Source organism: Stenotrophomonas sp. SMYL41, from assembly GCF_036319965.1.
In the GTDB taxonomy this organism is placed as follows: Bacteria; Pseudomonadota; Gammaproteobacteria; order Xanthomonadales; family Xanthomonadaceae; genus Stenotrophomonas; species Stenotrophomonas maltophilia_R.
Window position 1 is genome coordinate 66,832 of the sequence record NZ_JAWIRX010000019.1, and the last position, 23,196, is coordinate 90,027.

General features: G+C 66.9%; 20 protein-coding genes. 11 read left to right on the forward strand and 9 right to left on the reverse strand.

Annotation, left to right across the window (positions count from 1 at the left end; genetic code table 11):
* Window positions 1-35: 35 nt before the first annotated feature.
* Window positions 36-443, forward strand: a complete 408-nt coding sequence (locus V3B30_RS18885; protein ID WP_262084343.1) for a MerR family transcriptional regulator — start codon at window positions 36-38, stop codon at window positions 441-443.
* A 15-nt stretch (window positions 444-458) separates the two neighbouring features.
* Here V3B30_RS18885 and V3B30_RS18890 read toward each other — a convergent pair whose 3' ends face one another.
* From V3B30_RS18890 to V3B30_RS18900, 3 genes are all read right to left on the reverse strand, one after another.
* Window positions 459-1,175, reverse strand: coding sequence for an MgtC/SapB family protein (locus tag V3B30_RS18890; protein ID WP_100472975.1), 717 nt, complete (start codon window positions 1,173-1,175; stop codon window positions 459-461).
* Between the two features lie 102 nt (window positions 1,176-1,277).
* Window positions 1,278-3,050 carry a chloride channel protein gene (locus V3B30_RS18895; RefSeq protein ID WP_262084342.1) on the reverse strand — a complete coding sequence of 591 codons (1,773 nt, stop codon included), beginning with the start codon at window positions 3,048-3,050 and terminating at the stop codon, window positions 1,278-1,280.
* A gap of 62 nt (window positions 3,051-3,112) precedes the next feature.
* On the reverse strand, window positions 3,113-5,194 hold the full coding sequence (locus V3B30_RS18900; protein WP_262084341.1) for a TonB-dependent siderophore receptor: 2,082 nt from the start codon (window positions 5,192-5,194) through the stop codon (window positions 3,113-3,115).
* A gap of 131 nt (window positions 5,195-5,325) precedes the next feature.
* Here V3B30_RS18900 and V3B30_RS18905 point away from each other — a divergent pair, with 131 nt between their 5' ends.
* Window positions 5,326-6,246, forward strand: a complete 921-nt coding sequence (locus tag V3B30_RS18905) for a M14 family metallocarboxypeptidase (RefSeq protein WP_262084340.1) — start codon at window positions 5,326-5,328, stop codon at window positions 6,244-6,246.
* Between the two features lie 85 nt (window positions 6,247-6,331).
* Here the strand turns inward: V3B30_RS18905 and V3B30_RS18910 are convergent, their stop codons facing one another.
* Window positions 6,332-7,183 (reverse strand): LysR family transcriptional regulator, encoded by an 852-nt coding sequence (locus V3B30_RS18910; RefSeq protein WP_262083254.1) that lies wholly within the window; start codon window positions 7,181-7,183, stop codon window positions 6,332-6,334.
* Window positions 7,184-7,344: 161 nt separating this feature from the next.
* On the opposite strand from V3B30_RS18910, the gene V3B30_RS18915 reads away from it, so the two are divergent.
* A complete protein-coding gene (locus tag V3B30_RS18915; protein ID WP_010485170.1) occupies window positions 7,345-7,698 on the forward strand; it encodes an SMR family transporter in 354 nt (117 codons plus the stop codon).
* Complete coding sequence (locus tag V3B30_RS18920; RefSeq protein WP_121503503.1) at window positions 7,698-8,021, forward strand: SMR family transporter; 324 nt, start codon at window positions 7,698-7,700, stop codon at window positions 8,019-8,021. The genes V3B30_RS18915 and V3B30_RS18920 overlap by 1 nt, the downstream gene beginning before the upstream one ends.
* A 126-nt stretch (window positions 8,022-8,147) precedes the next feature.
* On the opposite strand, the gene V3B30_RS18925 is transcribed toward V3B30_RS18920, so the two are convergent.
* From V3B30_RS18925 to V3B30_RS18935, 3 genes are all read right to left on the reverse strand, one after another.
* Window positions 8,148-11,096: a TonB-dependent receptor gene (locus tag V3B30_RS18925; protein WP_262083255.1), complete on the reverse strand. Its 2,949-nt coding sequence runs from the start codon at window positions 11,094-11,096 to the stop codon at window positions 8,148-8,150.
* A gap of 68 nt (window positions 11,097-11,164) precedes the next feature.
* Window positions 11,165-12,109 (reverse strand): FecR domain-containing protein, encoded by a 945-nt coding sequence (locus tag V3B30_RS18930; protein ID WP_262083256.1) that lies wholly within the window; start codon window positions 12,107-12,109, stop codon window positions 11,165-11,167.
* Window positions 12,106-12,624 carry a sigma-70 family RNA polymerase sigma factor gene (locus V3B30_RS18935; RefSeq protein WP_100472949.1) on the reverse strand — a complete coding sequence of 173 codons (519 nt, stop codon included), beginning with the start codon at window positions 12,622-12,624 and terminating at the stop codon, window positions 12,106-12,108. The genes V3B30_RS18930 and V3B30_RS18935 overlap by 4 nt, the downstream gene beginning before the upstream one ends.
* A 150-nt stretch (window positions 12,625-12,774) precedes the next feature.
* Between V3B30_RS18935 and V3B30_RS18940 the strand changes: the two genes are divergently transcribed.
* Both V3B30_RS18940 and betT read left to right on the forward strand, forming a co-directional pair.
* On the forward strand, window positions 12,775-13,155 hold the full coding sequence (locus V3B30_RS18940) for a VOC family protein (protein WP_100472948.1): 381 nt from the start codon (window positions 12,775-12,777) through the stop codon (window positions 13,153-13,155).
* A 193-nt stretch (window positions 13,156-13,348) separates the two neighbouring features.
* Window positions 13,349-15,328: a choline BCCT transporter BetT gene (gene betT, locus V3B30_RS18945; RefSeq protein WP_100472946.1), complete on the forward strand. Its 1,980-nt coding sequence runs from the start codon at window positions 13,349-13,351 to the stop codon at window positions 15,326-15,328.
* An 88-nt stretch (window positions 15,329-15,416) separates the two neighbouring features.
* Here betT and V3B30_RS18950 read toward each other — a convergent pair whose 3' ends face one another.
* Window positions 15,417-16,394: a zinc-binding dehydrogenase gene (locus tag V3B30_RS18950; RefSeq protein WP_100472943.1), complete on the reverse strand. Its 978-nt coding sequence runs from the start codon at window positions 16,392-16,394 to the stop codon at window positions 15,417-15,419.
* Between the two features lie 432 nt (window positions 16,395-16,826).
* On the opposite strand from V3B30_RS18950, the gene V3B30_RS18955 reads away from it, so the two are divergent.
* From V3B30_RS18955 to V3B30_RS18970, 4 genes are all read left to right on the forward strand, one after another.
* Window positions 16,827-19,190, forward strand: coding sequence for a ribonucleoside-diphosphate reductase subunit alpha (locus V3B30_RS18955; protein ID WP_262083257.1), 2,364 nt, complete (start codon window positions 16,827-16,829; stop codon window positions 19,188-19,190).
* A 71-nt stretch (window positions 19,191-19,261) separates the two neighbouring features.
* A complete protein-coding gene (locus V3B30_RS18960; protein ID WP_100472937.1) occupies window positions 19,262-20,302 on the forward strand; it encodes a ribonucleotide-diphosphate reductase subunit beta in 1,041 nt (346 codons plus the stop codon).
* Window positions 20,303-20,327: 25 nt separating this feature from the next.
* Window positions 20,328-20,795 carry a flavodoxin gene (locus tag V3B30_RS18965; RefSeq protein WP_083797426.1) on the forward strand — a complete coding sequence of 156 codons (468 nt, stop codon included), beginning with the start codon at window positions 20,328-20,330 and terminating at the stop codon, window positions 20,793-20,795.
* Window positions 20,767-21,093 carry a thioredoxin family protein gene (locus tag V3B30_RS18970; protein WP_005409967.1) on the forward strand — a complete coding sequence of 109 codons (327 nt, stop codon included), beginning with the start codon at window positions 20,767-20,769 and terminating at the stop codon, window positions 21,091-21,093. Before V3B30_RS18965 ends, V3B30_RS18970 begins: the two co-directional genes overlap by 29 nt.
* A 117-nt stretch (window positions 21,094-21,210) precedes the next feature.
* On the opposite strand, the gene V3B30_RS18975 is transcribed toward V3B30_RS18970, so the two are convergent.
* The gene (locus tag V3B30_RS18975) at window positions 21,211-22,542 is read right to left on the reverse strand and encodes an Nramp family divalent metal transporter (protein ID WP_262083258.1); all 1,332 of its coding nucleotides are present in this window, start codon (window positions 22,540-22,542) and stop codon (window positions 21,211-21,213) included.
* Between the two features lie 117 nt (window positions 22,543-22,659).
* Between V3B30_RS18975 and mntR the strand changes: the two genes are divergently transcribed.
* Entirely contained in the window at window positions 22,660-23,130 is a 471-nt protein-coding gene (gene mntR / locus V3B30_RS18980; protein WP_014037494.1) for a manganese-binding transcriptional regulator MntR, read from the forward strand.
* Window positions 23,131-23,196 lie beyond the last annotated feature (66 nt).

Consider the following 23,196-nt stretch of genomic DNA (forward strand, 5'->3'; position numbering starts at 1 on the left):
AGGTTGATGCTTGAAGGCGACTTGAGGTCAAGCCCGTGCGTGAACTGGACATCGGCGAGGTGGTGAAGCGCAGTGGCGTGCCGGCCTCGACCCTGCGCTACTACGAGCAGTTGGGGTTGTTGCAGGCCCTGGGCCGTCGCGGCCTGCGCCGGCAGTACGACGAGCAGGTGCTGGAACGGCTGGCGCTGATCGGCCTCGGCCAGGCGGCAGGGCTGTCGCTGCAGCAGATCGGGGCATCGCTGCCACCTCAACGCGGATGCCTCACGCTGGATCGTGAGGCCCTGCTGGCGCAGGCCGATGTGCTGCAGCAACAGATCACCCAGTTGCAGCGGGTGCGCCGCCACCTGCAACGCGCGGCAGCCTGCCCGGAAGCGCAGGACGCGCGCCAGTGCGGTTCATTCCGAAAGCTGCTGCGGGCGCAGCAGCGCAGGGCGGGTGGGTGAACCATCCACGCCCTTTCAATCGCGGGTACTGACTTCCCAGGTGGCGTGCAGCACGCCGGGCACGTCTTCCATCCGTGCCAGCACCACGTCCAGCTCGTCGGCACTGACGGCCGTACTGACCAGCACCGCGATCACATCAGTGGGCGCGTCGGCATGCTCGACCACCTGTACATCACCGACCGGATACTGCGCAGCCTCCAGCGCATCGACCAGGCGTTCGCGCACCCGCGGCACGGCTTCGGCATCCACGCTCAGGCGCACCTCGTAGGTCGCTTCGGTGGCGGTCTCGTTGATCGGAATGCGGTTTATCGCATTGACCAGCGGCCGCAGCAGGGTGTTGCCGGCAATGATCAGCACGGTCAGCAGCACGCCCTCGGCCAGCATGTCCGCACCGGTGCAGCTGCCGACCGCCGCCGAGCACCACAGGGTGGCGGCGGTGTTCAGGCCGCGCACGTTCATGCCTTCCTTCATGATCACGCCGGCGCCGAGGAAACCGACACCGGAGACCACGTAGGAGATCACCCGCACCGCCTCGGCGCTACCGGCGATGCGCATGCCCAGGTCGACGAAGGCGGCGGCGCCGACGGCCACCAGCACGTTGGTGCGCAGGCCGGCGGTGCGTTGGCGGTACTGGCGCTCGGCACCGATCAGCGTACCCAGTACGAAGGCGGCCAGCAGGCTGACCACGGTGTCGGCGAAGGGGCCGGCCTGGAAGGTTTCAATGAAGCGCATGGCCGGAGTCTACCCCGCCGAAGTGACAGTCGATCCACGCCGACGCATGGATATCCAGATGTGCCAGAAACGACTTAATCCCCTCCGTCCCCTTTTAGCAGGTCAGTCGGTGTCCTCGACGCGCTCGCCCATCAGCTCGCGCTGGCGCTTGTCCAGCTCCTCGGCGTAGCGCTTGCGGACGAAGGCTTCGGAGACCACGCCCAGCACCTGTCCGTCGGCGGCGACTACCGCCAGTTCGTCGGCCTGGGTCTGGTCGAAGCGCTGCATCACGCTGACCACGTCAGCTGCCGGCGACAGTGATACGTCACGGTTCTCGGCCAACTCGCCGATCGCGGTCTCCGGCTTCACGCCGTCAGCGTAGACGCGCGGGATCTGCACGATGCCGGCATAGTGGCCTTCGCTGTCGATCAGGATCACCCGGCTGCCGGAGCCCAGCGGGAAACGCTGGCGGAAAGCAGCGGCATCGAGGTCGGCCGGGGCGGTGGCCACGCCCTTGCGCATCAGCCGGCCGGCGTTGAGGTTCTGCACCCAGCCCACGTCGCGCGCGCTCTTGATGGTCTCGCCGCGCAGGTGCATGCGCCAGGTCGAGAACGAGTAGCCGAACCACTGCCGCACCAGCGTGCTAGAGACCAGCACCGCGCTCATCACCACGCTGGTCAGCAGGAAGTCGTGGGTGCCTTCCAGCACCAGCATGGCCATGGTCATCGGTGCGCCGACGACCGCAGCGGCCAGTGCGGCCATGCCGGCCAGCGCGGCCGAGGTGGCGTCGATCACCGGCACGCCGGTGGCCATGGCGAGCAGGCCGGCAAACAGGGCGCCGACCAGGGTGCCCATGAACAATGAGGCGAAGAACAGGCCTCCGCGGAAGCCGAAGCCCAGCGAGATGCCCGAGGCCAGGCACTTCAGGGTCAGCAGGCCGCCGATCCAGATCAGCGGCAGGTGCGTGGTCAGGTCCAGGTGCAGGGCGCCGTGGCCGGACGACAGCACCTGCGGGCTGGCCAGTGCCAGCGGAATCAGCAGCAGTCCGCCCACCACAGGCCGGCCCCACAGTGGCAACGGGCTGCGCTTGACCGTGCCTTCGATCGAGGCGATCAGGCGCATGACGGCGATGCCGACCATCGCGCAGCAGCAGCCGAGCAGGCCGTAGATGGCGTAGTCGGCGGCTCGCACGTCGATGGTTGAGGCGGCAGGCAGCAGGTAGGCCTCGATGCCGGCTTGGTCGGCCACGAACGCCCCGGCCAACGCGGCCACCGCCACCGGCGCCAGCGCGGCCGGGGTGTAGGCGCCGATGACGATCTCGAACGCATAGAACGCACCGGCCAGCGGCGCACCGAAGGCGGCGGCAATGGCACCGGCGGCACCAGCGCCGACCAGGATGCGTACGTCGTTGCGACGCAGGCGCATCACCCGGCCCAGCTGCGAGCCGCTGCCCGCGCCCATCTGCGTATACGAAGCCTCCAGGCCGACCGAGGCGCCGCAACCATTGGACAGCAGGGTCTGGGTCAGCACGATCAGGTTGTCGCGCATTGACATGCGGCCGCCGTGCAGCGCATTGGCTTCGACCGCATCGAGCAGGGGCCGCTTGAGCCGGGTCGCGGCCAGGCTGACCAGGCCGACCAGCAGGCCACCCAGTGGCAGCACCAGCAGCGCGGTCCAGGTCAGCGAGGGCAGGGAGCTCAGGCGCATGCCGTCGTCCAGCCCGTACAGGGTGCCCTGCAGCCAGCGTGCGATGCCCGACTGCAGCAATGTCAGGTAGCCGGCGATCAGGCCGACCAGCAGGGCAAGCGCGATGAACCACAGGTCACTGCCACGCAGGCGCAGGCGCAGGCCCTGGAAGGCCAGGTGCAGGCGCGATGGCGAAACAGGCAATGACATGGTGGCGGCATGATACGCCGCCACCGTGAGCACCGCCGTCACTGTATCGGGCGGCTATCGCCTCAGAACCGGTAGCGGCCCTGCACGTAGAAGGTGCGCGGCGCAGCCACCATGCGGCCGGCATTGCCATCGACGTTGCGGGTATACCAGCGTTTGTCGGCCAGGTTGTTCACGCCCAGCGCGATCTCGCTGTCACCCAGTCCCGGCACCTGCCAGGCCACCTGTGCATTCCACAGGCGCACGCCGGGCACGCGGCCCACGCGCGCATCGGCGGTTTCTTGCCAGGTGTTGGCGGCATCGGAGAACTGGCCGCTCTGGTGGGTGCTGGAGACATTGAAGGTCCAGCCGGCCAGCGCGTAGCGGGCGCCGACGCTGTCGGTGTCGCGCGAGTAGAACGGCACGTCCAGGCCGCGGTTGTCACCGGACTGCTGGATCGCCTTGGTCCAGGTGTAGTTGGCGTACAGCTCCAGCCCGGCCAGCGCGCTGTCCTCGGCGAAGCGGTACTCCAGCGCGCTTTCCACACCCTTGTGGTCGGTGGCGCCGATGTTCTGGAAGGTCGGCGGGGTGATGCCCGGTACCTGCAGGATCTGGTTGTCGAAGCGCATCTTGAACACGGTGACTTCCGCGCGCAGTGCACCGTCCTGCCAGCGCGCACCCAGTTCGGTGGTCCTGGCGATTTCCGGGTTCAGCGGGTTGCTGGCGCTCTGCGAATTCAGCTGGATGTTCTGCACCGGCCCGAACGAGGTGGTGTAGTTGCCGAACACGGTCAGCTGCGGGGTCAGCAGGTAGGCGATGTTGATCGAGGGCAGGGCCTTGTCGTTGCGGCTGCTGAAGGTCGCCGCGCCACCGGCCTGGCGGCGGTCCATGTCGATCCATTCCATGCGGACGCCCGGGGTGATCCGCCACTGGCCGATCGCGATGCGGTCGTCGATGTAGACCGCGTGCGCGTCGGTGGCGTTGTCGAAGCGGTTGGTGGCGCTTGCCACGCCGGTGCGGCGGGTGACGGTGTAGCTGCGGTCGTTGCCACGCTCGCGCAGGAAACGGTAGCCGGCGGTGATGTCGTGCACGCTGGCGCCCCAGTGCAGGCGCTGGGTGTAGCGCGGCTCGATGCCGAGCACACGGTAGTCGCGCGGCTGCACGGTCACCTGCGTACTGGTGGCGTTGATCAGCGAGCTGGCACGGGTGCTCTCGTTGTAATAGGCCAGCACCTCGAACTCGCTGTTGTCCGACAGCGTGTTGGTGTAGCCCAGGTCGATGCCGGTGCGGTGGCCCTTCCAGAAATCGGTGGGACGGGTGTTCTGGAACGGGTCGGCCTCGTACTGCGCACGGGTCAAGCCGCCCGGGGTCAGCGAGCGCACATCGTAGTAGGACAGCTTGGCACGCAGTTCCTGCTGGGCGTCGATGGCGTAGGCGAACTTCAGCGCCAGGTCGTTGAAGCGGTCATCGCTGCCCTGGCGCCAGCCGCGGCCATCCTGGCCGGAGTAAAGCAGGGCCGCGCCCAGGCCATTGCCGCCGGTGCCGCCCAGGAAGGCGTTGTATTGCGTGCTGTCTCCGCCGCCATGGTCGTAGGCGGTATGGCGCACGCCGGCTTCGCCGTGCAGGCCGGCTTCGGTGGGAATGGCGCGGGTGCTGAAGTTGATGATGCCGCCCACGTTCTGCGGCCCATAGCGCACCGCGCCGCCGCCACGCACCACGTCGATCGATTCGATGTTGGACAGGCTGGTCGGCGCGAACGACAGCTGCGGCTGGCCATACGGCGCCACTGCCAGCGGCACCCCATCGAGCAGCACGGTCGAGCGCGGCGAGTAGCGCCCGGTCAGGCCGCGCACGCCGATGTTCAGCGACACCGAGCTGCCAGCGGTGCCGGAGTTATCGGTGACCTGCACGCCCGGGATGCGGCGCATGGCATCGCCGATGCTGGCCGCGCCACTGGCCTCGATGCGCTGGCGGTCGACCACCGTGCGTGCGCCGGCAAAGCGCTTGACGCTGTCATGCAGGCCGGTGCCCAGCCAGCTGCCGGAGACCTGGATGCTGTCCAGCGTGGTGGCGCCGTCCTGGGCGAAGGCACTGGTGGCCGGGAGCAGGCACAGGGCGAGGGCGGCAGCCAGGGGCAGGCGGGCCGGTTGCAGGGCGTGGATGGGCATTGGTGCGGGTCGTGGAAGGTGGTAAATGAGAATTATTGCTGATTCCATTCGCCATTGGAATGCGCCGCCGGTTCATGCCGATGGGCCGGTGGTAGAGTGGGCGATTGCTTCCTGACTCGCTGAGATCTGCCATGTCCCAAGCCGCTTTCTATCCCGTCGGAACCCCTGGCCAGCCGTGGGGAGCGGCGGAACGGGAGGCGTGGCGTGGCCGCCAGCAGCGCCTGCGTCGCTATGACGAGGAGGTGCTGCCGCGCATCGAGGCGCTGGCCTCGTGCTTCGACAAGGTGGCCTATGGCCAGCTCGACTATGCCGGCGAGACCTACACGCTGTTCGCTCTGCGCAGCCGCGACTGGAACCCGGCGCTGCCGGCCGCGCTGGTCACCGGTGGCGTGCATGGCTACGAGACCAGCGGCGTGATGGGCGCGCTGGAGTTCCTCGAGAAGCACGCGGCCGACTATGCCGGCAGGGCCAACCTGCTGGTGGCGCCGTGCGTGAATCCGTGGGGCTTCGAGCGCATCAACCGCTGGAACTTCGATGCGATCGACCCGAACCGCAACTTCCGCGCCGATGGCCCGGCCCGCGAGTCGACCGCGTTGATCGAACTGGTTGCACCGATCAAGGACCAGTTCGTGCTGCACATCGACCTGCACGAGACCACCGATAGTGACGAGAGCGAGTTCCGCCCGGCGCTGGCCGCGCGTGATGGCAAGCCGTTCGAGCCGGGCCTCATTCCCGATGGCTTCTACCTGGTGGACGACAGCGAGAACCCGCAGGCGGCGTTCCATCAGGCAGTAATCGCTGCGGTGGAGAAGGTCACCCACATCGCGCCGGCTGACGACAAGGGCGAGATCATCGGTTCGCCGGTGGTGGCGCATGGCGTGATTGAGTACCCGCTGGTGAAGCTGGCGCTGTGCGCCGGCATTACCGGTGCGAAGTACACCACCACCACCGAGGTCTATCCGGACAGCCCGCGGGCGACCCCGCAGCAGTGCAACGACGCCCAGGTGGCGGCGGTGTGCTCGGCGCTGGATTACGCGCTGGCGCATCGCTGACAGATAAAAGGGGACGGAGGGGATTAAGTCGTTTGTGCCCAGTACCGCCGGGGCACAAACGACTTAATCCCCTCCGTCCCCTTTTTCACCCCAGCGCGTCGGCCCACCAGAGTGCGGCCGGTCCCGGCGGTGTGTCGCGGCGCCACAGCAGGTCGCTGTGGATGCGCCTCGGCCAGCCGGGCAGCACTACTTCCACCAGCCGCCCGCGGTCGTAGCGCTGCACCAACGCCCGCGGCAGTTCGGCCCAGCCGATGCCGTCCTCAGCCATCTCCATCACCATCAGGTAATCGGTGGCGGTCCAGGCCAGGCCGGTAACCACGCGCGCGTGGTCGACCTCGGCGCTCAAGCGCACCTGCCGGTGCCGCGCCAGCTGCGCGGCAGCGCGACGGCCGGCGCTGGCCAGCGGATGTTCGCGCGCCACATACACCGACAGTTCGCTGTGGTGCGCCAGCGGCCGTGCCATCAGTTCATCCGGATAGCGCTCCTGGCGCGGCAGCAGGCCCAGCGCGGCGCGGCCGCTGCTCACCAGTTCAAGTACGTCCTGGCCTTCGGCATCCAGCCATTCCAGCTCGATCTCCGGGAATGCCTCGGCGAACCGCTGCAGGATCCGCTGCTCCGGATCCAGCTGGTAGACATCGGAGAACACCACGGTCAGGCGCGACTCGACCGGCGCAGCCAGGCGCACGCTCAGCTGCTGCAGACGGGCATCGGCGGCAAGGATCTCCTGCGCGTGGCCCAGCACCTGCCGGCCAGCCTCGGTCAATTGCGGATAGCGCCCGCTGCGGTCGAACAGGCTGACGCCCAGGTCAGCTTCCAGGTGGGCGGTGGCGGTGCTGACCGTCGACTGCGTCTTGCGCAGGCGACGTGCCGCCGCCGAGAAGGAGCCCAGCGCGGCGGCTTCCACGAAGGCCTGCAGGGATTCAGGGGAATACGGCATTGATCCATCGCTCCGGTCGATGGAATCCATTTTGATACCACCGTAAAAGGCGATGATACTGGCTTCCGTCGCCCCCGTCTGCGGGGCGTTCCGGACCCTCCACGCACGGCGTGGCTTGACTGAAAAAGGCGGCGCGGTCCCCGCCCTGCAAGGAGCTTCACATGTCCCGTACTGTTCCTGCCCGTGGCGCGCTGGTCGCCTGGGCCTGTCTGACCGTGGCGATCGTCGCCGAAGTGGTCGGCACCTCGTTCATGGCCCATGCCGCCCGCGATGGCGGCTGGACCGGCTATCTGATCATGGCCGGCGCGCTGGCGCTGTCCTACTTCTTCCTGGCGCAGTCGGTGCGCCGCATCGCCGTGGGCGTGGCCTACGCAGTGTGGGAAGGCCTGGGCCTGACCCTGCTGACCGTGGTCGGCCTCACCGTCTTCGGTGAAAGCCTGTCGCTGCAGCAGCTGGCCGGCCTGGTGCTGGCGGTGGTCGGCATCGTCTGCGTCACCCTCGGGGAGGCGCACTGATGAATACCCTGGCCCTGTTTTTCGTGATCTGTTCTGCGCTGATCGACGTTGCCGCCAACATGATGGTGGCCAAGTCGGAAGGCTTCCGTCGCTGGCGCTGGGGCGTCGCTGCGATCGTCATGGTCTGGATCGCCTTCGCCCTGCTGGGCCAGGCCGTGCGTTACATGGACCTGGCCACTGCCTATGCGATGTGGGGTGCGATCGGCGTGATCGGTACCGCCACCTGCGGCCGCCTGTTGTTCGGCAACCGCCTGCGTCCGATCGGCTGGGTCGGCATTGCGCTGGTCACTGTTGCAGTGCTGCTGCTGAGTACCGCGAAGTGATGCATCGTTGCGCCAACCAAGGTTGGCGCCTACCAGAGCCACGGTTGGCACCTACCAGGGCGTGAGCCGCCGCAAGCAAGCGCCCCGGGGGAAGATCCCTCCGGGGCGCCGCCGCATCCGCAGGGTTCAGAAACGTGCGGTGAAGTTCAGCCGCGTGGTGCGGCCCGGGCCGGGCATCAGGCTCATCGCCAGCGTGTCCATGTAGTAGGTGTTGCGCAGGTTGCTGACCACCAGCTCCACTTCGCTGCGTGGGGTGAACTGCCAGCGTGCGTAGAAGTCATAGATCGCGGTCGGCAGGTAGATGTTCTGCAGGCCGGTCGAACCGGTGGTGTTCCACGGCTTGTCCAGTTCGTGGGTGGGGCCGCTGTTGTAGGTGCGGCGGATGCCGGTATCCAGCCGCTTGTCGAACAGGCGGAAGCCCAGTGTGCTGTGGATCGAGTACTTCGGCGGGTTCTGTGCGTTGACGAACGAGGTGCCGAAGCCACCGTCCACGCAGTCCGGCGTGGTGTCCAGCTTGCTCCACTTCGCATACGGGTCTTCGCGCAGGCGCTTGGCGGTGGCCGCATCGCAGGTGCGCGCGCGCTGGTAGTAGCTGGCCGACAGGTCAAGGTAGGCGATGCCAGCGTCATAACCGGACTGCAGCTCGTAGCCGGACACCGTGTAGTTGTCGACGTTGTCGACGTAGAACGCCCAGTTGCTGGAATCGAAGCGACGGGTGATGGCGTTGTCGATATCGTTCTTGAACCAGGCCACCTTGAATGCCAGGCGGTCACCGTCACGCCACAGGTCCTGCTTGAGCAGGCTGAAGCCGATGTCCCAGGAACGGTTCTTCTCCGGCTTCAGGTCAGCCACCGGTGCCGAGGTGCTGTTGCCCAGCGTCGACTCGAACAGGCTGGGCATCTTCCAGCCCTGCGCGTACTTCACGTAGAAGAACATGTCCGCGTCCAGGTTGAAGCGCGCCTCGGCATACGGCGCAAAGCCGTGGCCCGAGCGGCGGATCGCCGGCTTGTAGCCCCAGGCGGTGGGAATCTGCTTGGTATAGAAACCGTTGGCACCACGCGGATCGGGAATGAAGCCATCGAAGTCATAGGCCTGGCCCAGCGTGCTGTCGCCATAGGGCGTGGCACGCAGCGAGTCATAGGTGTAGTTGCCCTGTGCATCCGGGTACCACTCCTTGTACCAGCCCGGCAGCAGCTGGCCACCCTTGCTCAGGCGCGCGAAGGTGTAGCGCAGGTCGCGCGATTCGCTGACGAAGGCCACGCGGTTGCGGTCACGGGTGCGGTAGTCGATGAAGCGGCCGCCAGCGGTCAGCGACAGCCAGTCCCACGGCTGCCATTGCAGTGATGCCACCACACTGGCCTCGCGGCGCGTGCCCGAGCGCAGGTAGCGGTTGTTGTTGTAGTCCACCGGCAGCACCGGCGAGTTGGGTGCGGTGTCTTCATGCTGGAAGGCGGCGCCATAGCGCAGCGTCCAGTCGCCCAGGCCGTTGGTGAAGCGCGTGGTGTTGCTGCTGTCCACGCCCCAGCGCTGGGTCTTCACGTCCGACTGCAGGCCGGGGCCGTAGGTCTCGCCAAGCGTGTCGGGCATCTGGTCGGACGCCATTTCCTTGAACAGCGGCGTGTTGGCGATGTTGCTGTTGAACATGTGGCTGGTGGCGGTGGTGAACCACAGGGTGCTGCTCAGGTCCAGCCATGGATACGCCTCGGGCCGGTAGCGGTGGCGCAGCGAGGTGGCGTTGACCCGCATTTTCCCTGGCTCGAACTGGAACATGGTGTTGGCCTTGTCCACGTAGGTCACCCATTCGTTGGACTCGCCCACGCGACCGATCGCCGACGGCATGATCTCGCCGAAGCTGGAATTGAAGTAGCGGTGGCTCAGCTCCAGGCGCTGGTCCGGGTTGGGTGTCCAGGTGAACTTCAGCAACGCCGATTCGTTGTCGGTGTGCGTGTTGAGCACTTCATCACCCGGGTGGTACATGTCCGAGACCGCCTGGCTGGACATGCCCGTGCCGCCGCTGGACAGGTGCTGGTCGTCGTAGCGATGCGCACCGTTGCTGCCGGCGAAGTAGTTGCCCTGGCGTCGGCGTGCGTAAGCGGCCACCAGCTGCCAGTCTTGGCCGCGCTGGGCGAAGGCCACGCTGCCATTCCAGTCACGCGGGTCGCGCAGGCTGTTGCGGTTCTCGCTGCCACGCGCCACCTGCTTGAACACGCGCGTGCGGTCGATGCTGTTGTCGGCCACGCCGCCGCGCACGCGCAGGCCCCAGGCCTGGCCGTCGTCGAGGATGTCATCGACATTCAGCGTTTCCATGTAGACCACGCCGCCGATCGCGCTGGCCGCGTTGGCGGCCAGGCTCGGCCCCTTCTCGATGCTGACCGCGCTGATCAGGTCCGGGTCGAGATAGCTGCGCTGCTGCACGCCGGCATAGCCGCGGTACACGTCGATGGCCTGCTGGCCACCGTCGATGATCACCGGCACCCGGTTCTGGCCCTGCAGGCCGCGGATGTTGACGTCGAGTGCGCCGCCATTGCGCACGTCTGCGGTATGCACGCCGACCGCACCGGCCAGCACATCGCCGATCGACTGGCCGCGGAAACGTTCCAGTTGCTGGTGGTCCAGGTGCACGCGCGAGCCGCTGTCACGGTAGACCGCATCGGCATCGGCGAGCCCCCACGGCGAAGCGCCTTCGCTGGCCTCGCCGGCCACGCGCAGGGTGCCGATCTGGCGCACGCCGGCTTCGGCGTTCGGTGCCGCCTGCAGCACCACGCCGCTGGCATCACGCTGGAACGCCAAGCCGGTACCGGCCAGCAGCTGTGCCAATGCGGCATCCGTGCCGAGCGTGGCCTGCACGCCGTTGCTGTGGCGGCCGCGGGTCAGGTGCGCGTCGGCGGCGATGGACAGGCCCGATTGCTGGCCGAACGCGGTCAGGGCCTGGTCGAGCGGGCCAGCCGGGATCTGCCAGCGAATGGCGGCCGCAGTGTCCTGTGCATTGGCGGCGGCCGGCAGCAGGCACGGGGAGGCCATGGCCAGGCACAGCGCGATGGCCAGGGGGCGAGGGGAGGGGCAGGGCAGTTTCATGGGGCGGCAACATCCGCAATGGGTTCCCTTGTAGTGCCCGGTGAGCGCACAGAAAGGGAACCGCGATGTCAAAGCGGACGCACGACGGTCCACCACGGCCAGCGCTGCTCGATGCGGATCGGCAGGGCGCGGGCCAGCAGTTGCAGGGCCTGCAGGCTGTCCAGGCGCGGCAGTACGGCAGTGACATTCAATGCGGCGAGCGCCGGATCACAGCCCAGATAGCCCTGGTGGTGGCGCGCCAGTTCGTCGATGACGCTGTTCAAGGGCGCGTCCTGCACCTGCAGTCTGCCGTCCTGCCAGTCGCCACGCAGCGGATCCGCAGCCACCGGGGAGAGTCCGCCCATCGGGCCGATCTGCAACGCACGGCCGGCGGGCACGTCCAACGATGCGCCGAACTGCGGCAGGCAGCGCACCACACCGTCGAACACGTCCAGGCGGCTGCCCTGCGCCTCGCGGCCGACCGCGAAGCGGGTGCCGATCGGCTGCAGGCGTGCGCCCGGCACATGCACGCTCAAGGGCATGTCGGCGAAGACGGGGTGGTGGCCGGTCTGCAGCAGCAGTTCGCCACGCAGCAGGTGCAGGGCGCGGCGGCCGCTGCCGATGTCGATGGTGACTTCGCTATCGGCGTTGAGCCACAACTGGCTGCCATCCATCAGCGTCCAGTGCCCGGTATGTCCGGCAGCGGTGCGCTGTGTCTGCAGGCCGCGTTGTTCGCGCAGCCCGTGCAGGCCGAGCAGGGAGACCGCACCGATGCCGAGGGCGCCACCGAGACTGCGAAGCGCGCGACGGCGGCGACGGCCGGCAGCATCGAGCGCCGTTGCTGCCGCCGGTGCAGAGAGGGGAGCAAAAGACTGCCAGACCGTCTCGACCCGGCGCCACGCATCGGCATGACGGGTATCGGCCTGCAGCCATGCGCGCCAGCGCTGCTGGTCGCCGTCACTCCAGCCCTGCTGGCGCAGCGCGAACCACTCTGCCGCCTGCTCCAGCGCGGGGCTGGCCAGTGCGGCATTCATGCCGGGGCGTCGCCGGACAGGCGCAGGCAATGCAGCATCGCCTGCGCCATGTACTTCTTGACCATGCGCTCGGACACGCCCAGCTGTTGGCCGATCTCCGCATAGCCCAGGCCGGACAGTCGTGCCAGCAGGAACGCACGGCGTGGGCGTTCGGCCAGGCCGGACAGCATGTCGGCGATGGCATGCAGCAGCTGCAGCGCCTGCGTGCGCTCCTCCGCGGACGGGTGCACCGGCTCCGGTTGCGCAGCCAGTGCGGCCAGGTAGGCGCGCTCCAGGTCCGCGCGCTGCCAGTGGTTGACCAGCAGGGCGTGCGCGATGGTGCTGAGATAGGCACGCGGCAGGCGCAGTTCGGACGGATCGACGCGACGGCTGAGCAATCGCAGGAAGGTGTCCTGGGTCAGGTCGGCGGCGCAGTCGGCATTGTGGGTACGTCGGCGCAGCCAGCCGAGCAGCCAGCCATGGTGTTCGCGGTAGAACCCCGCCAGCGCAGTGCTGGAGGCGGCGGGCACGGCCATCGGCATCGATCATTAATGAGAATGATTCCCATTATAGGGTGATCGAGCGGCGCGCGACAAACCCTGCGCACGCAGCAGCGGGCCGAAGGCGTGCATTTGCGATGCCCGCCGCGCTCGCCGACACTGCGGCTTTCCACAAGGAGTGCCCGCATGTTCAGCCACATCACTGTTGGAACGAACGACATGGACGCCGCGCATCGCTTCTACGATGCCCTGTTCACAACTCTGGGCGCCCGTGCGGGTGTCTTCGATGACAAGGGTCGGCTGGTGTACTTCAAGGATGGCCGCATGTTCATCGTCACTGCACCGATCGATGGGCAGCCGGCGTGCCATGCCAACGGTGGCACCATCGGCTTCACCCTCGACAGCGCCGAGGCCGTGCGTGGCTGGCAGGATGCGGGCGTGGCCCATGGCGGCACCGCCATCGAAGACCCGGCCGGCATCCGCACCATGGCCGGGCGCCAGCTGTTCCTGGCCTACCTGCGCGATCCGGATGGCAACAAGCTGTGCGCGGTGCACGTAATGTCGTGATTGGCCAATACGCGCGTGGCCGCGACACACGCGGCCCGCGCGGCTGTGCTCGCAGGCACGCTCCGGCGCGCGCGTGATAACACGGAATCACCAGTGCGGCCTGCGACCGCAGGCCGCAACTTCATGCTCTGTCCACTGCGGTTCAGCCAGAATCGGTCGGCTAACCCTTTGATCTGCCGGAGAACGCCGCCCCATGGAAGCATTGGAGCCGCAACAATCCCCGGTGCGCACCCTTCGGCCTGTGTTCGCCTTCGCGGCGATCATTGTCGTGGCGTTCGCGCTGTTCGTCAGCCTGTTCCCGCTCGGTGCGGGCCGCCTTCTGGTCAAGGCGCAGGACTGGGCCGCCCTCAATGTCGGCTGGTACTACCTGCTGGCGATGACCCTGTACCTGGTGTTCGTGGTCGGCGTGGCGCTGTCCAAGTACGGTGGCATCAAGCTTGGTGCCGACCATGACGAGCCGGAGTTCAGCTACCTTTCCTGGGCCGGCATGCTGTTCGCCGCAGGCATCAGCATTACGCTGTTCTTCTTCTGCGTCTCCGAACCGCTGACCCATTACCTGCAGCCCCCGCAGGGCGATCCGGCGGCCGGTGAAGCCGGTGCGCGCCAGGCCATGCAGCTGCTGTTCCTGCACTGGGGCCTGCATGGCTGGGGGGTGTTCGCGCTGGCGGCGATGGCGATGGCCTACTTCGCCTACCGCCACAACCTGCCGCTGGCGCTGCGCTCGGCGCTGTACCCGCTGATCGGCAAGCGCATCAATGGCCCGATCGGTTACACCGTGGACGCGCTGGGCATTGTCGCCACCGTGTTCGGCATCGGCGCCGACATGGGCTTCGGCGTGCTGCACCTCAACGCCGGCTTGTCGCACCTGTTCAACATCCCGCACTCCAACCTGGTGCAGATCATCCTGGTGGTCAGCATGATGGGCGCGGCGGTGGCCGTGGCCGTCTCCGGGGTGGAGAAGGGCGTGCGCTGGATGGCCAACATCAACATGCTGCTGGCGATCGCGCTGGTGCTGTTCATGCTCTGCGCAGGGCCGACCCAGTACCTGCTGAGCACGCTGATGCAGAACCTGGGCGACTACCTCGGCAGCGTGGTCGGCAAGAGTTTCGACGTGTATGCCTATGGCGGCCGGCCGGAATGGCTGGGTGGCTGGACGGTGTTCTACTGGGCCTGGTGGATCGGCTGGGCGCCGTTCGTCGGCCTGTTCATCGCGCGCATTTCGCGTGGCCGCACCATCCGCGAGTTCGTGTTCGGCGTGCTGCTGATCCCGCTCGGCTTCACCCTGGCGTGGTTGTCGATCTTCGGCAACAGCGCGCTGGACCAGGTGCTGCACCACGGCCAGCAGCAATTGGCGCAGCTGGCGGTGGATGATCCACCGACCGTGCTGTATGCACTGCTGGATGGTTATCCGTGGAGCCGCACGGTGATCGCGGTGACGGTGCTGGTCAGCTTCATCTTCTTCGTGACGTCGGCGGATTCGGGGGCGGTGGTGTTGTCCACGCTGTCCTCGCACGGCGGTGCGCCGGAGGACGATGGCCCGCGCTGGCTGCGTGTGTTCTGGGGCACGGTGATCGCGGTGCTGACCGCTGGTCTGCTGCTGGCCGGCAGCATCGATGCATTGAAATCGGCAGTGGTGCTGGCGTCGCTGCCGTTCTCGGCGGTGCTGTTGCTGATGATGTGGGGCCTGACCCGCGCCTTCAGCGATGAGTCGCATCGCAAACGCGCGCAGCAATACCGGCCTTCGCCGCTGATCGGCGATGACCGCCACCACCAGGGCTGGCGCCAGCGCCTGAGCCAGGCCATGCACTTCCCGGTGCGCGACCAGGTCTACCGCTTCATGGACGACACCGTGAAGCCGGCGATGGAGGCGGTGGCCGAGCAGCTGCGAGGGCAGGGTTGGGATGTGGCGACGCGCTTCGAGGCCGGTGACATGGAGCTGTCGGTGAATCACGGCGAGCAGCAGGATTTCCAGTACCGGGTAATCCTCAGTGGCTATCTGACCCCGTCGTTCGCCGCACAGCAGCTGCGCAATCAGCGCTACTACCGCGCCGAAGTGCATCTGTACGAAGGCAGCCAGGACTACGATCTGGTGGGCTACAGCCGCAAGCAGATCATCAACGACATCATCAGCCAGTACGAACGGCACCTGCAGTTCCTGCACCTGAGCCGCTGATTCGGTGGGTGCGGACCGTTGGTCCGCACTCCTCCCGGGGGTCAGCTCCTTTCCAACGCAAAGGGATCTGACCCCGGTTGCCCGGCCATCACGGCCGCAGCAACACCTTGCCGTTGCGGCCCGATCCGGCACCAGCCTTCACCGCCTGGGCGATGTCGTCCAGTGCAAAGACCTGCTCCACCGGCAGTGTCAGTTCACCACCGGCCGCACGCTTGAGCAGCTCGCCGACCAGCCGGCGCTTGTCCTCCACCGCCATCGCCTGGCTGACCTTGCTGCCCCAGAAGCCTTTCACCGTGGCTTCCTTGTAGATCAGGCCGCCGGCGGGAATGCGCATCGGCTCGCCGCTCATCACCCCGAACGACACCAGGGTGCCGTGGTGACCGAGCAGGTCGACGAGATCACCACTGGCATCACCGCCGATCGAATCCACTGCGGCCGCCGCCTGCGCTTCGCCAGTGGCGGCGCGCACGCGATCCTTCCAGCCGTCCACCGAGGTATCGAACACGTGATCGATGCCCAGTGCCTGCAGCTGCGCGACGGCATCGGCGTTGCGCACCAGGTTGGCCACGTGCACGCCGCGCGCCCGCGCCAGCATCGCCAGCGACTTGCCGACGGCACCGTTGGCGGTGTTCTGCACGATCCACTGGCCCGCTTCGACACGCAGGAACTCCAGCAGCATCAACGCGCTCAGTGGCATCGCGATCAGCTGTGCGGCCATTTCGTCGGGGATCGCCTCCGGCATCGGAATCACCATGCGTGCCGGTGCAATGAACGCTTCGGCCCAGGTGCCATGCACCGAGGCGGCGGCCACCCGCTGGCCAACCTGCAGGCCGTCGACGCCGTCGCCGAGTGCATCGACCACGCCCAGTGCTTCACTGCCACCGATCGCCGGCAGCGTCGGCTTGTAGCCATACAGCCCGCGCACGGTCAGCAGATCGTGGTTGTGGATCGAGGCCAGCACGGTGCGGATGCGCACCTCACCGGGGCCGGGCTCGGGCAGGGCGGCATCGGCAATCGCAAGGACGTCGGCCGGGTTGCCGAAGGAGGAGTACTGGGCAGCGCGCATGGGCGGTATTCCGATGAAAGTTGAAGTTGTATCGAACTGGGGACGCAGGGGATGTCGACAAGGCGTCGCCGCTGCAACACGGCATCCTGCGACGGATCGTCGCGGCATGTCGTGATTACCGCATCTTGTGTTGACGGCTCGGAATATCCCCACTATGTTGTGGCCGTCACTCCCGGTCAGCCGCCGCCGCCGGACATGCAGCAAACGTCCCGCGGCCCGCCCCTGAAGGCTTGCCGTGTCGACGCGGCCGCCATCGTGCGGACACAGGTCGCCCCCACGGCCCGGATACCGGCCGCAGGCGCAGGCGCATGCCGACGACCTGATGTTCCCGCGCTTTGGCATCCCACCCCGATCGCCCCGTGCGCCGGTATCGCGTGCAGGGCTGCCACGGCATCGACGCCACCGTGCGTGCGAGCCTGGAGACGCAGGACCATGACCGACAACACCTACCGCGCGGCCGATCTGGCCGGCGCCGGCGACGCTTTGCTCGCTGGTGGCGAGCGCGTGCCGACCTGGATCACCAAGGAAGCCGGCAACCGCCGCCTGCCGTTCGACGCCGAGCGCCTGCAGCGCAGCATCGATGCGGTGCATGCCGAGTTCCCGCAGCTGGATGTGAGCGACTACCGCCGCGTGGTGCAGGCGATGGTCGAGCGCAAGCCGAGCATCAGCGCCGACGATCTGGTCGATCTGCTGATCCGTGAGGCCGAATCACGCGTGGACCTGGTCGCGCCGGAGTGGGAGCAGTTCGCCGCGCGCATCTACCTGCGCCGCCTGTACAAGCGCGCCAGCCGCAACCGCTTCTACGATGTCAGCCTGAAGTACGGCTCCTACGTGGGCCTGCAGGAAAGCCTCGCCGACCGTGGCATCTACAGCAACGACATCCTGCGCTGCTATTCCAAGGAAGAGCTGCAGCAGGCCGGTGAGATGATTGATCCGGATCGCGACCGCCTGTTCGCCTACAACGGCCTGTACCTGCTGGCCACGCGCTACCTGGCCAGCGACCGCAGCCGCGAGGTCTACGAACTGCCGCAGGAGCGCTGGCTGACCATCGCGCTGTACCTGATGCAGGAGGAAAAGCCGCGCGAGCGGCGCATGCAGCTGGTCGGCGAAGCCTACTGGGCGCTGTCCAACCTGTACATGACCGTGGCCACGCCCACCCTGGCCAATGCGGGCAAGGTCGGCGGCCAGTTGTCCAGCTGCTTCATCGACACGGTGGATGACAGCCTGCAAGGTATCTACGACTCCAATACCGATATCGCCCGCGTGTCCAAGCACGGCGGCGGCGTCGGGGCCTACCTCGGTTACGTGCGCAGCAGCGGCGCGCCGATCCGTGGCGTGCCCAATTCCTCCGGTGGCGTGGTGCCGTGGATCAAGCAGCTCAACAACACCGCGGTATCGGTCGACCAGCTCGGCCAGCGCAAGGGCGCGGTGGCGGTGTACCTGGACATCTGGCATCGCGACATCGAGGCCTTCATGGACCTGCGCCTCAACAACGGTGACCAGCGCCTGCGCGCGCACGATGTGTTCACCTCGGTGTGCGTGCCGGACCTGTTCATGGAAGCGGTCGAGCGCCGTGCCGACTGGTACCTGTTCGATCCGCACGAGGTGAAGCAGGCCAAGGGCTGGTACCTGCAGGACTTCTACGACGAGAAGCGTGGTTCGGGCAGCTTCCGCGACCGCTATGCCGAGCTGGTGGCCGACGAGCGCATCAGCCGACGCACGGTGAAGGCCATCGATCTGTTCAAGCGGATCATGCTCAGCCAGCTGGAGACCGGCAACCCGTTCCTGTTCTACCGCGACGAGGTCAACCGGCGGAACCCGAACAAGCACGCGGGCATGATCTATTCCAGCAACCTGTGCACCGAGATCCTGCAGAACATGAGCCCGACGCGGATGATCCAGGAGATCGTCAGCGGCGACCAGATCGTTACTACGCGCCGCGCCGGTGACTTCGTGGTCTGCAACCTGTCCTCGATCAATCTCGGCCGGGCGATCAGTGCACCGGATGACCTGCTGGCCACCGACGTGCTGGAGCGCCTGATCCCGATCCAGGTGCGCATGCTCGACAACGTGATCGACCTCAATGCACTGCCGGTGCCGCAGGCCACGATCACCAACCGCAAGTACCGCGCCATCGGCCTGGGCACCTTCGGCTGGCACCACCTGCTGGCGCAGCAGGCGATCCAGTGGGAATCGCCGGATGCCGAACAGCTGGCCGACCGCCTGTACGAGCGCATCAATTTCCTGACCATCCAGGCCAGCGCGCAGCTGGCGAAGGAGAAAGGGAGCTACCCGATGTTCGCCGGCAGCGATTGGCACAGCGGGCGCTACTTCAGTGATCGCGACTACAGCGGCGCGGCCTGGGACAGCCTGGCCCGCGAGGTCGCCACGCACGGCCTGCGCAACGGTTGGCTGCTGGCGGTCGCGCCGAACATGAGCACCGCGCAGATTGCCGGTTCCACTGCCTCGATCGACCCGATCTACAGCGCGTTCTACTACGAGGAAAAGAAGGACTTCCGGCGGCCGGTGGCAGCACCGGGGCTGTCGCTGGAAACCTGGCCGTACTACGAGAAGGGCGCCTACAAGGTCGACCAGTTCGCCAGCGTGCGCCAGAACGCCCGCCGCCAGCGCCATGTCGACCAGTCGATCAGCTTCAACCTGTACGTGCCCAGCACCATCCGCGCCAGCACGTTGCTGGAGCTGCACCTGAGTGCCTGGCGCGAGGGCCTGAAGACCACCTACTACGTGCGCTCCAACGACATCGACATCAGCGAATGCGAGTGGTGCTCCAGCTGACCTCCGCTGACCCACGGTAGTGCCGGCCGCTGGCCGGCAACACGATAGAAAGAGAACGAAGGCAGAAACCCATGGCAACCCCCCTCGACCGCATCAAGATCCTCGAACCGCGCCATCCCAACCGCAGCACCGGCATCATCAACGGCCGCACCAGCGGCATCCTCAACTGGAACGACATCCCATACCCGTCGTTCTATCGGGCCTACAAGGAGCTGTCGACCAACTTCTGGATTCCCGACGAGGTCGACATGAAGCTTGATGCCCGCCAGTACGGCGAGCTCAACGCGCGCGAAAAGAACGCGTACGACTCGATCATCGGCCTGCTCGCCACGCTCGATTCGCCGCAGACGCGGTTCATCTACAACGTGGCGGAGTACATCACCGACCCGGCCGCGCATGCCAACGCGGCGATCATCGGCCAGCAGGAAGTGATCCACAACGAAAGCTACAGCTACGTGCTGGCCTCGATCACCGACCTGCCGAACCAGAACCGGGTGTTTGAACTGGCGCGCACCCATCCGACCATCATCAAGCGCAACGCACCGATCATGGGCGCGTATGACGACTTCATGCGCGAGAAGACCGCCGAGACCCTGCTGAAGTCGCTTATCCAGTCCTCGATCCTGGAGGGCATCAACTTCTATTCCGGGTTTGCGTACTTCTACAACATGGTGCGGCAGAACCGCATGACCGGCACCGGCAAGATCATCAGCTTCATCAACCGCGACGAGCTGGCCCATACCAAGTTCATCAGCGAGCTGATCCGCGCCATCATCGGCGAGAACCCGGAGCTGCAGACCAACGAGCTGACCGCCTATGTGCACCAGGCGTTCGAGCACGCCATCGAACTGGAGACCGAGTGGTCATCGGAAGTGCTGGACGGCATCGACGGCATCGATGTGGAGGAAATGACACGCTACGTGAAGTACCGCGCCAACAAGATGGCCGGCATGCTCGGCATCGAGCGCCTGTACAGCGACACCACCGACAACGTGATGCCGTGGATCAAGGCCTACGCCGACAACTTCACCGAGACCAAGACCGACTTCTTCGAGATGCGCAATGCAAGTTACAAGAAGACCAACGTCGACAACGGCTTCGACGACCTCTGAGCCCGGCGCGGCGCTGAGCATCCTGCTGGTGGTGGCCTCGCTGAGTGGCAACACCCGCGAGCTCGGCCGGCAGATTGCCGAGCGTTGCCGCGCTGCGGGGCATGCCGTGCACTGGCAGGAGGCCGACGACCTGCGCCAGGCACCGCCGCTGGCGGCCGATGAGGCCGACCTGGTGCTGCTGGGCTGCTGGACCGACAACGCCGGCCGCACGCCGGCAGAAATGAAGGCGTGGGTGGCCGGCATCGCCGAGCGCGGCGAGCGGCCACGGCAGCTGGCGGTGTTCGGCACCGGCGAGACGCAGTGGGGGCAGGAGTACTACTGCGGTGCCGTGCACCGCCTGATCCGCTACTTCCGCAGCGACTACCCGCCGCTGGAGATCGAACAGATGCCGCATGGCGAACGCCATGCCGCGGCCATCGAGGCCTGGACCGATGCGGTCCTGGCCCATTACTGGAGCAACACCGATGCAGATCATCGACGCCACCACGCCTGAGCAGTTCCAGCAGTTGCTGGCCGAACACCCGAGGGTGCTGGTGGACTTCCACAAGGACCAGTGCCCGGGGTGCCGGATGCTGGAGATGTCGCTGCACCGTGTGGCCAACAGCGTGGCGGGGCAGGGCACCACGTTGCTGCGCGTGCAGCTGGAGGTGCTGGGCGAGGCGTTCTTCAGGGAACTGGGGCTGCGGCAGACGCCGACGCTGTCGCTGTTCCGTGACGGCGACGAACGCACGCGCCTGGCCGGGTTCCAGTCGCCGCAGCAGATTGAAGCGGCGATCGCGTTGCATCTGTAGCGTGGAGATGGCGGGGTCGGATCCCTTGCCAGAGGCAAGGGCTCTGACCCCACACCGCGTAAAGGCATCCACGCATGGCGTGGATCTACTGGGGCAGGACCGATCCCGGCATTGGCGTCACCCGCCGGTGAAGGTGTCCACCAGCAGCTTCACGTTCAACACCACGATCACCAGTGCGATTGCCCACGCGATGCCGCCCAGCCAGCGTGGCGCCACCAGCGCGCCCATCGTCACCTTGTCAGTCACGATCCGCACCAGCGGGATGATCGCGAACGGCAGCTGCATCGACAGCACCACCTGGCTCAGCACCAGCAGCTTCACTGCGCCCTGGTCGCCGAACAGCATGATCACCACCACCACCGGAATGATCGCCAGTGCGCGGGTGGCAAGACGCCGCAGCCATGGCGGCAGGCGCAGGTGCAGGAAGCCTTCCATCACGATCTGGCCGGCCAGCGTCGCGGTCACTGTCGAATTCAGGCCGGATGCCAGCAGGGCAATCGCAAACAGCGTGGCCGCTGCACCCACGCCCAGCATCGGCGCCAGCAGTTGATGTGCCTGCTCGATGTCTTCCACGTCGAACCGGCCATTGGCATGGAAGACCGCCGCCGCCAGGATCAGGATGCTGGCGTTGATGAACAACGCCAGGGTCAGCGCTATGGTGCTGTCAGTGACCGCCCAGCGCAGCGCACTGCGACGGCCTTCGTCGGTACGCGGATAGGCGCGGGTCTGCACGATCGACGAGTGCAGGTACAGGTTGTGCGGCATCACCGTGGCGCCAATGATGCCGATCGCGATGTACAGCGCTTGCGGATCGGTCACCACCTGTGCGCGCGGAATGAACCCGCCCAGCACCGCCATCACCGGTGGTGCGGCCATCGCGATCTGTACCACGAAGCAGGCGAAGATCACCATCAGCAGCGCGATCACGAAGGCTTCCAGCGCACGGAAGCCGCGGTTCATCAGCAGCAGTACCAGCAGCGTGTCCAGTGCGGTGATCACCGCACCCCACAGCAGCGGCAGGTCGAACAGCAGCTTCAGCGCGATGGCAGTGCCGATCACCTCGGCCAGGTCGCAGGCGATGATCGCGGCCTCGCACAACGCCCACAGCGCCAGGTTCACCGGCTTCGGGTAACGCGCGCGGCAGGCCTGGGCCAGGTCCATGCCGGTGGCGATGCCGAGCCGGGCCGACAGCGCCTGCAGGATCACCGCCATCAGGTTGGAAATGAGGATGACCGACAGCAGCAGGTATCCGAAGCGCGAACCGCCGGCGAGGTCGGTTGCCCAGTTGCCCGGGTCCATGTAGCCGACCGAGATCATGTAGCCCGGGCCGAGGAAGGCCAGCAGGCGGAACCACCAGTGGCCCTTGTCGGGCACCGCCACCGAGGCGTTGAGCGCGCCCAGGCTGGCCGGAGTAGAGGCCGAAGGGTTGCCGGGCGCCAGAGTGTTCATGGACTCGAATATAGCCCCTGCTATAGTCATTAGCAACGTGAAACAATCGTCTTTATCGCGTTACTGGTCCAGAATTCAGGTTCAACACCGGAGCACACCGGAAGGACAGGCGCAGGCGTGGGCAAGACCGACGATTCGACATCGCTGAAAAGCACCCCCTTGATCGAGGCCGAGCGCCAGGTCGAGAGCTTCCGGCAGGTACGCGAGGCGCACCGGATGGAGCTGGTGGAGGACTATGTCGAGCTGATCTCGGACCTGCTGGCCGATGGCGGCGAGGCCCGCCAGGTCGACATCGCCACCCGCCTGGGCGTGGCCCAGCCCACCGTGGCGAAGATGCTGCGGCGGCTGGCCCGTGATGGTTGGGTGGTGCAAAGGCCGTATCGCGGCGTGTTCCTCACTCCCGAAGGCGAGGCGCTGGCCCATGCCAGCCGCCAGCGCCACCAGACCGTGGAGCGTTTCCTGCTGGCGCTGGGCGTTGACCCGGATACCGCTCGGCGTGATGCCGAAGGTATCGAGCATCACGTGAGCGAGCAGACGTTGGCGTTGTTCGAAGCGTTCGTGCGCAAGGCCGAGGGCGGGGCGCCGTAGCGGTAGCGGGGGGGGCGGGCGGCCCGGGGGGGGGGGGGGCGCCGGGCAGTGCGCCGCGGGCGCCGG

Bases quoted from the DNA above. Each gene is read 5' to 3' on its own strand.
- V3B30_RS18890 (WP_100472975.1), bottom strand. From the start codon at position 1,175: ATGCGCTTCATTGAAACCTTCCAGGCCGGCCCCTTCGCCGACACCGTG.
- V3B30_RS18895 (WP_262084342.1), bottom strand. From the start codon at position 3,050: ATGTCATTGCCTGTTTCGCCATCGCGCCTGCACCTGGCCTTCCAGGGC.
- V3B30_RS18900 (WP_262084341.1), bottom strand. From the start codon at position 5,194: ATGCCCATCCACGCCCTGCAACCGGCCCGCCTGCCCCTGGCTGCCGCC.
- V3B30_RS18905 (WP_262084340.1), top strand. From the start codon at position 5,326: ATGTCCCAAGCCGCTTTCTATCCCGTCGGAACCCCTGGCCAGCCGTGG.
- V3B30_RS18910 (WP_262083254.1), bottom strand. From the start codon at position 7,183: ATGCCGTATTCCCCTGAATCCCTGCAGGCCTTCGTGGAAGCCGCCGCG.
- V3B30_RS18915 (WP_010485170.1), top strand. From the start codon at position 7,345: ATGTCCCGTACTGTTCCTGCCCGTGGCGCGCTGGTCGCCTGGGCCTGT.
- V3B30_RS18920 (WP_121503503.1), top strand. From the start codon at position 7,698: ATGAATACCCTGGCCCTGTTTTTCGTGATCTGTTCTGCGCTGATCGAC.
- V3B30_RS18925 (WP_262083255.1), bottom strand. From the start codon at position 11,096: ATGAAACTGCCCTGCCCCTCCCCTCGCCCCCTGGCCATCGCGCTGTGC.
- V3B30_RS18930 (WP_262083256.1), bottom strand. From the start codon at position 12,109: ATGAATGCCGCACTGGCCAGCCCCGCGCTGGAGCAGGCGGCAGAGTGG.
- V3B30_RS18935 (WP_100472949.1), bottom strand. From the start codon at position 12,624: ATGGCCGTGCCCGCCGCCTCCAGCACTGCGCTGGCGGGGTTCTACCGC.
- V3B30_RS18940 (WP_100472948.1), top strand. From the start codon at position 12,775: ATGTTCAGCCACATCACTGTTGGAACGAACGACATGGACGCCGCGCAT.
- betT (WP_100472946.1), top strand. From the start codon at position 13,349: ATGGAAGCATTGGAGCCGCAACAATCCCCGGTGCGCACCCTTCGGCCT.
- V3B30_RS18950 (WP_100472943.1), bottom strand. From the start codon at position 16,394: ATGCGCGCTGCCCAGTACTCCTCCTTCGGCAACCCGGCCGACGTCCTT.
- V3B30_RS18955 (WP_262083257.1), top strand. From the start codon at position 16,827: ATGACCGACAACACCTACCGCGCGGCCGATCTGGCCGGCGCCGGCGAC.
- V3B30_RS18960 (WP_100472937.1), top strand. From the start codon at position 19,262: ATGGCAACCCCCCTCGACCGCATCAAGATCCTCGAACCGCGCCATCCC.
- V3B30_RS18970 (WP_005409967.1), top strand. From the start codon at position 20,767: ATGCAGATCATCGACGCCACCACGCCTGAGCAGTTCCAGCAGTTGCTG.
- V3B30_RS18975 (WP_262083258.1), bottom strand. From the start codon at position 22,542: ATGAACACTCTGGCGCCCGGCAACCCTTCGGCCTCTACTCCGGCCAGC.